The sequence below is a fragment of the Methylophaga sp. SB9B genome, assembly GCF_004832235.1.
Lineage (GTDB): Bacteria > Pseudomonadota > Gammaproteobacteria > Nitrosococcales > Methylophagaceae > Methylophaga > Methylophaga muralis.
Map to the genome: position 1 here is coordinate 343136 of NZ_SSXS01000001.1, position 7861 is coordinate 350996.

Consider the following 7861-nt stretch of genomic DNA (forward strand, 5'->3'; position numbering starts at 1 on the left):
CAAAAACCAGACATATTGTTTTTCTGCTGCATCGGGATGCCAGAAAATGATGCCCATCTGAGCGAAACGTTTGAATGGATAGGGATAGGGGAGCTGACAATTATCAAAACTGACAAACTGTTCAGGGGTTAATTTACAGACCCTGCGGCCCATATCAAACACCCGATACTGGGCGCCACTTTGACGCAGAAATTTGCTCAAGGTGTTGATCTGTCCAATATCCATAACTTACTCCGTATCAGGTACGGTATTCGGCGTTGATTTTCACGTAGTCGTATGAGAAATCACAGGTCCACACTGTTTTGGCAACCTCGCCTCTACCAAGTTTTACCCGGATGGTTATTTCTGACTGTGACATCACCTGCTGGCCTTTTTCTTCAGTATAGTCAGCGGCAGGTTGTCCACCATCGACAATACATACGGCATCCAGATAAATAGCGATTTTCGATAAGTCTAGATTTGGTAAACTACTTCGGCCGACCGCTGCCAGAATACGACCCCAATTTGGGTCTGAGGCAAATAGTGCGGTTTTTACCAGCGGTGAATGTGCAATAGTATAGGCGACTTGCTTACACTCCTCTTCATCAGCACCTTGCTCAACATCAATACTGATAAATTTGGTTGCACCCTCGCCGTCACGCACGATAGCTTGGGCCAGAAAACGGCTTAATGAATTAAGTGCTTCGATAAATTGCTGCGCTTCAACGCTATCTATATCTTCAATCGAAGCATTACCCGCCTGACCAGTTGCCATCAGGATACAAGCATCGTTGGTGGACGTATCGCCATCAACGGTGATGCTGTTAAAAGACTGCTCCATCGAAACTTCAAGCATCTTTTGTAAAATTAATGGGTTGATGGCCGCATCAGTGGCGATATAAGACAGCATCGTAGCCATGTCCGGGCGAATCATGCCAGAACCTTTCGCAATGCCTGTCAGGGTTATTTGCTGCCCATTTAGAGACAACTCTACTGTGCGGGCCTTGGCAATGGTATCGGTGGTCATAATGGCATGGGCTGCCGCAAACCAGTTATCAGCCTGTAAGTTTGCAAATGCTTCCGGCAATACTGTGGTTATTTTGTCTACAGGTAACGGTTGACCAATTACGCCGGTAGAAAAAGGTAACACTGCAGTTGCATCACATTGACCGAATTCGGCCACCGCCTGACAACATGCTTTTGCTGCAGCTAGCCCCGAATCACCGGTTCCAGCATTGGCATTTCCTGAATTTATCAATAGAAAGCGTGTTGCGGATTGGGTCTGATTTTCTCTGGCAATTAATACCGGCGCCGCACAAAACGCATTACGGGTATACACCGCTGCAGTATGACTTCCGGCGGCCAGTTCGATTAAAACCACATCCTGACGGCCTGGTTTTTTGATGCCCGCACTGGCGGTAGCTAATCGGATACCGTTGACAGGTTTTAATTCAGCAGCGATTGGAGCAGAGAGATTAACTGCCATTATTTAATCGCGCCATGGCAATTTTTGAATTTTTTACCACTGCCGCATGGGCACGGATCATTGCGGCCGACTTTTTTACCTTCTCGTGTTAATGGCTGATTCGCTGACGGATGATCAGCTTCTGCTTCAGCTTCGGCAGATGGACTGGCGTGCTGATATTCCACATCTGCAGATTGACGGCGTTGTTCATCAACTGCTTCAACATCTTCCGGTGCCCGCACCTTAACACGAGAAATCAAACTTATCACATCGTGTTTTAAGCTATCCAACATAGCGGTGAACAGCTGGAATGCCTCACGTTTATATTCCTGCTTAGGATCTTTTTGGGCGTAACCACGTAGATTGATGCCCTGACGTAAATAATCCATTTGCGCCAGATGTTCTTTCCACTGGGTATCCAGCGTTTGCAACATAATGGCTTTTTCAAAATGGCGCATTAGCTCGGCACCCACTGTAGCTTCCTTGGCCTGACAGGCAGCTTCGGCTTCATCAATGATACGTTGACGCAAGGTTTCTTCGTGCAAACTGTCGTCTGCTTCTAACCAGCCACTGATATCTAAATCCAGTGCAAAATCATCACGCAGTGCCTGTTCCAGACCCGTGACATTCCATTGTTCATCAATGCTGTTTGGCGGAATATACAGACTGATAACATCGTTAATCACGCTGCTGCGCATTAAAATAATGGATTCAGAAACATCTTCCGATGCCATTAATTCATTACGTTGCTCGTAGATCACTTTACGCTGATCATTAGCCACATCATCGAATTGCAGTAATTGTTTACGGATATCAAAGTTATGTCCTTCTACTTTGCGTTGCGCATTTTCAATGGCTCTGCTAACCCAAGGATGCTCAATCGCTTCGCCTTCTTCCATACCCAGTTTTTGCATCAAACCGGCCATGCGATCTGAGGCAAAAATCCGCATCAAATTATCTTCAAGCGACAGATAAAAACGGGTAGAACCGGGATCGCCCTGACGACCTGAACGACCGCGCAACTGGTTATCGATGCGACGAGACTCATGGCGTTCGGTACCGATAATATGTAAACCACCGGCTTGCAAAACCAAATCATGGCGTTGTTGCCAATCGGCTTTCACTTTGGCTTTTGCAGCGTCATCAGCATCTTCGCCCAATTTATCAAGCTCAGCTTCAAGACTACCCCCTAAAACGATATCCGTACCCCGACCCGCCATGTTGGTGGCAATGGTTACGGATCCTGGTTTACCTGCTTCAGCGATAATATGTGCTTCTTTCTCATGGAATTTCGCATTCAACACTTCATGAGGAATTTTGGCTTTGGTCAGCAATTTATCCAGGTATTCCGAACTCTCAATCGAAGCTGTACCAACTAAAACGGGCTGCTTACGTTTAATACATTCCTGGATATCTAATAGAATTGCGTCGAACTTTTCTTTAGCCGTTAAATAAATTCGATCTGCTTCGTCTTTACGTTGCATTGGTCGATGTGTCGGAATAACGACAACTTCCAAACCATAAATTGACTGTAATTCGTAAGCTTCTGTATCGGCGGTACCGGTCATACCGGATAATTTTTTATAAAGACGGAAGTAGTTCTGGAAGGTGATGGAAGCCAGTGTTTGATTCTCGTTTTGAATCTTCACGCCTTCTTTGGCTTCTATTGCTTGATGTAAGCCTTCAGACCAGCGGCGGCCTGGCATGGTACGACCAGTAAATTCATCGACGATAATGATCTGATCGTCCTGAACAATATATTCGACATCACGATGGAATAAAACATGGGCGCGCAAGGCGGCAGTAACGTGATGCATCAAACCGATATTGGCCGCATCATACAAACTTGCATCGGCCTCCAGCAGACCGGCATCAGTCAATAACTGCTCGATTTTCTCATGGCCAGCTTCAGTGAAATGAACCTGTTTATTCTTTTCATCTACGGTGTAATCACCAGCGACTTTGATATCGTCATCTTCACCTTCCTGTTTGGTGAGATGGGGAATTAGGGTGTTTATTTGTACATAACGCTCAGAGCTGTCTTCCGCCGGACCGGAAATAATCAGTGGTGTTCTGGCTTCGTCGATCAGGATGGAGTCAACTTCATCGATAACCGCAAAATTCAGTGGGCGCTGTACACGGTCTTCCAAACGAAAAGCCATGTTGTCGCGAAGGTAATCAAAGCCAAATTCATTATTGGTACCGTAGGTGATATCCGCGGCGTAAGCTTCACGACGTTCATCACCACTCAAACCACTGACAATAACTCCGGTGGTTAAACCGAGGAAGCCATAAAGTTTACTCATCCACGCCGAGTCACGCTTGGCAAGATAATCATTGACTGTGATTACGTGAACACCTTCGCCAGTCAACGCATTTAGATAGACCGCTAAGGTTGCGACCAGTGTTTTACCTTCACCGGTTTTCATCTCAGCGACTTTGCCATCGTTCAGCACCATACCGCCAATCAACTGAACATCAAAATGGCGCATTTCCATTACACGCTTGCCGGCTTCACGAACTACTGCAAATGCTTCAACCAAAATATCATTGAGCGTTTGGCCGTCATTCAGTCTTTGTTTAAATTCGATGGTTTTGGATTTTAAGGCAGCGTCATCCAGCTTTTCGTATTCGCTTTCCAATTCATTGATAAGGCCAATTTGTTTCTGCAGCTTTTTGATTACACGATCATTGCGACTGCCAAAAACCTTACTGAAAAACTTGCCTACCATGACTGAACTACCTGTTGAATTGAGTCGAATTGACGACGGTTTGATAAATCACGTGATTATAACGCGTACTATTGAGAAGATCGAAGATCAACTTCATCTTTTAAGTGGTGACAGAATGTGTAATTACAAGTGGGATTATTCGATGTAATTAAATGGATTTACGGATTTACCGTCTCGCAGCACTTCAAAATGAACATGAGGACCAGTTGACCGGCCAGTTGACCCCATCAACGCAATGACATCACCTTTATTGACCCGATCACCCGTACTCACTTCCAGCGATTTATTGTGGGCGTAACGTGTTACGTAGCCATTACCGTGATCGATCTCTACCAAACCACCATAACCGCCACGCATACCTGCCCAACTTACAATGCCATCTGCTACAGAAATAACGGCGCTACCAGTTTTTCCTGCAAAATCAATTCCGTCGTGAAAGGATTTTTTTCCGTTGAACGGATCTACTCGATAGCCATAAAAAGATGATATCCAGCCTTCATTGACAGGCCTACCAGTTGGGATGGCGCCAGTGATATTTTCGTTGGTAATCAAATAATCTTGTAATGCCGTTAAAGTATCTTGTTGATTAGCAAAGTCTTGCGAAAGACGAACTAAACTTTCTTCAAATTCAGCATTGGATAACCAGTCACCTGTTGTTTCAATGCCGCCCATGCCTGGAGCAAATTCCAAATCAAAGTCACTTACTTCAAACCCTGCAATTTCCGCTAACCGTTGGCTAAGCATTTTCAAGCGAATGGCTTCCGCCTGCAATCCACCAAGCTGTTGCGCATAGAAACCTTGAATGGCTTCATTAGCAGTCGTGTCATCACTTATAGAATAGGGATCGGTTTTAGGTGTGAGAAGTTGAGCGGTAGGGAAAAATTTTGAATCTTCAGTAGATGTCAGAGTAGTCTTTTCATCAATGTAGTTCATCGCCGAGATAGTTACTGCAATGGTGATTGATAACACAAACATTGTCAGCAACATCAGACTGGTTCGGCTAAAATGCCAGTTCTTGTGGCCGGTATTGTCGGCGGATATTATGATAATCTGCATACTTATCCTCGTCCCGGTATTGAGACATGTCAAATAAACCGCTTCATTTTGCAACTGTGTGCCAAAGTAATCAGCAACTACAGCAAATTGCGAAGCGCGCCCAAAAACTAACCCAGCTTAACAGCATTCTGCAAGAATTTTACCTTCGCAGTTCTCAGGGCATTGCCAGCTGGCAAATCTGAATGACAATAAAATTATCATCCATACCGAAAGTGCGGCAATTGCAAGCTTGTTACGCTTTCATTCCGCAACCATTTGTAAAACACTTTCCAACCAATTGGCTGTTAACATTGATCGCGTCGAAGTCAAAGTAAAACCGGGCAATCTGCCCAGAAATCACCAAGATCCAACACGATTGATATGTCCAATAACAATGCAGCGCTGATTGCTCAGACCGCCGCCGGCTTGGACGATGGTCAGCTCAAAACAGCGCTGCATAAACTCGCAAAGCGAGGTGAATTTTCTAATGACTCCTAGCTGACTATTGAAGCAGCTGGTCGACTGAATACAATCGGTGCATCTGCATCTTCTTCAAATGTCACCAATTCCCAACAATCTTGTTGAGCCAGAAGTTTGCGTAATAAACGATTGTTAACCTCGTGGCCCGATTTATGACCAACGAAAGCGCCAATCAAACTATGTCCTAATAAATACAGATCACCAATTGCATCAAGCACTTTGTGACGAACGAACTCATCTTCGTAACGTAGACCATCTTCATTCAAAACACGAAAGTCATCTACAACGATCGCGTTGTCCATGCTGCCACCAAGCGCAAGATTCATTTCACGCAATTTTTCGATATCTTTCATAAACCCGAAAGTCCGGGCACGGCTGACTTCACGAACAAATGATGTGGAGGAGAAATCAACATCGACTTGTTGTGGTCTGCCAGTAAATGCCGGATGTTCAAAATCAATGGTAAAAGAGACTTTGAACCCTTCAAATGGCTCAAACTTAGCCCATTTATCACCGTCTTCCAGTAATACAGGCTTTTTGATACGAATAAATTGTTTAGCAACTGACTGTTCTTCAATACCTGCAGATTGCACCAGAAACACAAATGGTCCGGCACTGCCGTCCATAATCGGTACTTCTGCGGCATTGAGGTCAATATAAGCGTTATCGATACCCAGCCCGGCAAAGGCTGACAATAAATGTTCAACTGTTGAAACCCGCTGACCATTTTGGACTAGTGTGGTTGACAGGGCAGTCTCACCCACATTCTCCGCTTTGGCTTCGATTTCAACGACTGGATCTAAATCGACTCGACGGAAGATTATGCCTGTATTCGGGGCAGCCGGACGCAATGTTAAATAAACCATCTCACCGCTGTGTAATCCCACACCTGTGGCACGAATCACATTTTTCAATGTTCGCTGCTTAATCAAGGTGCTCTACCCCCTTCTAGTTTAATCATCCGACAATAATATCATAGGCTTATATTACATAACCATCTTCGTTAGTCAGCTTGTCGGCGTAAAAAGGCTGGAATGTCTAAATAATCCATGTTGACATCACCATTGGCCACTTGTTTATGTTCGCTATTCCGACCATTACGTAAAACAGTTGGTTCGTCATAGTCGATATCAATTGGCTTTTTGACAATTTCAATTTGCGGTGCTGAAGCAGTTTCGACTGGTTTCACTACTGCGGCTCTTGCTGCGCCCAAACCAGTGGCAACAACCGTTACACGCAATTCATCAGTCATATCAGGATCAATTACGGTACCCACAACCACTGTTGCGTCTTCTGAAGCAAATTCTTTAATGGTATTACCCACTTCTTCAAACTCACCGATGCTCATATCCAGACCTGCAGTGATATTAACCAATACACCGCGGGCACCCGCCAAATCAACATCTTCCAACAGCGGACTAGATACCGCTAGTCTTGCTGCTTCAGAAGCACGATTTTCGCCAGAAGCACGGCCTGTTCCCATCATCGCCATACCCATTTCTGACATAACAGTTCTTACGTCAGCAAAGTCGACATTGATCATACCTTCACGAGTAATCAGTTCAGCAATACCCTGAACAGCACCCAGTAATACGTCGTTGGCTGATTTAAAGGCATTAAGCAAGCTCATTTCCTTGCCTAATACTTTCAGTAGTTTTTCATTTGGAATGGTAATCAATGAGTCAACATGCTGACCCAATTCTTCAATACCTGCCGCAGCCACTTTCAAGCGTTTAGCGCCTTCGAAAGGGAAAGGCTTAGTTACAACAGCTACGGTCAAAATCCCCATTTCTTTGGCAACCTGAGCAACAACAGGAGCCGCACCCGTTCCTGTACCACCACCCATACCGGCGGTAATGAACACCATATCGGCACCACGGATTACATCCATGATACGTTCACGATCTTCTAATGCTGCCTGACGACCTACATCTGGATTGGCACCGGCACCAAGTCCTTTAGTAATATCAGTTCCTAGTTGTAAATGTGTGGTGGCATTACTTTTACGTAAAGCCTGTGCATCAGTATTGGCACAGATAAAATCAACACCTTCGATTTTACTGGCTACCATGTGTTCCAATGCGTTACCACCGCCACCACCAACACCGATGACTTTAATAACCGCATTCGCTGTATATGTATCAATCAATTCAAATGTCATGATTTTCTC

7 protein-coding genes are annotated in these 7861 nt (G+C 44.9%); 1 reads left to right on the top strand and 6 read right to left on the bottom strand.

Annotated elements, in window-relative coordinates:
* From E8Q33_RS01695 to E8Q33_RS01710, 4 genes are all read right to left on the bottom strand, one after another.
* Positions 1-225, bottom strand: a 225-nt coding sequence (locus E8Q33_RS01695; RefSeq protein WP_247869867.1) for a DUF3549 family protein, incomplete at its 3' end; no start/stop codon positions are given.
* A 13-nt stretch (positions 226-238) separates the two neighbouring features.
* Positions 239-1465 (bottom strand): bifunctional glutamate N-acetyltransferase/amino-acid acetyltransferase ArgJ, encoded by a 1227-nt coding sequence (gene argJ / locus E8Q33_RS01700; protein ID WP_136552378.1) that lies wholly within the window; start codon positions 1463-1465, stop codon positions 239-241.
* A complete protein-coding gene (gene secA / locus E8Q33_RS01705; RefSeq protein ID WP_136552380.1) occupies positions 1465-4176 on the bottom strand; it encodes a preprotein translocase subunit SecA in 2712 nt (903 codons plus the stop codon). The genes argJ and secA overlap by 1 nt, the downstream gene beginning before the upstream one ends.
* A 135-nt stretch (positions 4177-4311) precedes the next feature.
* Positions 4312-5232, bottom strand: coding sequence for a M23 family metallopeptidase (locus E8Q33_RS01710; protein ID WP_247869868.1), 921 nt, complete (start codon positions 5230-5232; stop codon positions 4312-4314).
* A 136-nt stretch (positions 5233-5368) separates the two neighbouring features.
* On the opposite strand from E8Q33_RS01710, the gene E8Q33_RS16630 reads away from it, so the two are divergent.
* On the top strand, positions 5369-5617 hold the full coding sequence (locus tag E8Q33_RS16630) for a DciA family protein (protein ID WP_136552495.1): 249 nt from the start codon (positions 5369-5371) through the stop codon (positions 5615-5617).
* Positions 5618-5705: 88 nt separating this feature from the next.
* Here the strand turns inward: E8Q33_RS16630 and lpxC are convergent, their stop codons facing one another.
* On the bottom strand, positions 5706-6623 hold the full coding sequence (lpxC, locus tag E8Q33_RS01720; RefSeq protein ID WP_069295746.1) for a UDP-3-O-acyl-N-acetylglucosamine deacetylase: 918 nt from the start codon (positions 6621-6623) through the stop codon (positions 5706-5708).
* Positions 6624-6694: 71 nt separating this feature from the next.
* Positions 6695-7852 carry a cell division protein FtsZ gene (gene ftsZ / locus E8Q33_RS01725; protein ID WP_069295745.1) on the bottom strand — a complete coding sequence of 386 codons (1158 nt, stop codon included), beginning with the start codon at positions 7850-7852 and terminating at the stop codon, positions 6695-6697.
* Between the last annotated feature and the right edge of the window lie 9 nt (positions 7853-7861).

Excerpts from the sequence above, each read along its gene's own strand:
- argJ (WP_136552378.1), bottom strand. The coding sequence starts at position 1,465 with ATGGCAGTTAATCTCTCTGCTCCAATCGCTGCTGAATTAAAACCTGTC.
- secA (WP_136552380.1), bottom strand. The coding sequence starts at position 4,176 with ATGGTAGGCAAGTTTTTCAGTAAGGTTTTTGGCAGTCGCAATGATCGT.
- E8Q33_RS01710 (WP_247869868.1), bottom strand. The coding sequence starts at position 5,232 with ATGCAGATTATCATAATATCCGCCGACAATACCGGCCACAAGAACTGG.
- ftsZ (WP_069295745.1), bottom strand. The coding sequence starts at position 7,852 with ATGACATTTGAATTGATTGATACATATACAGCGAATGCGGTTATTAAA.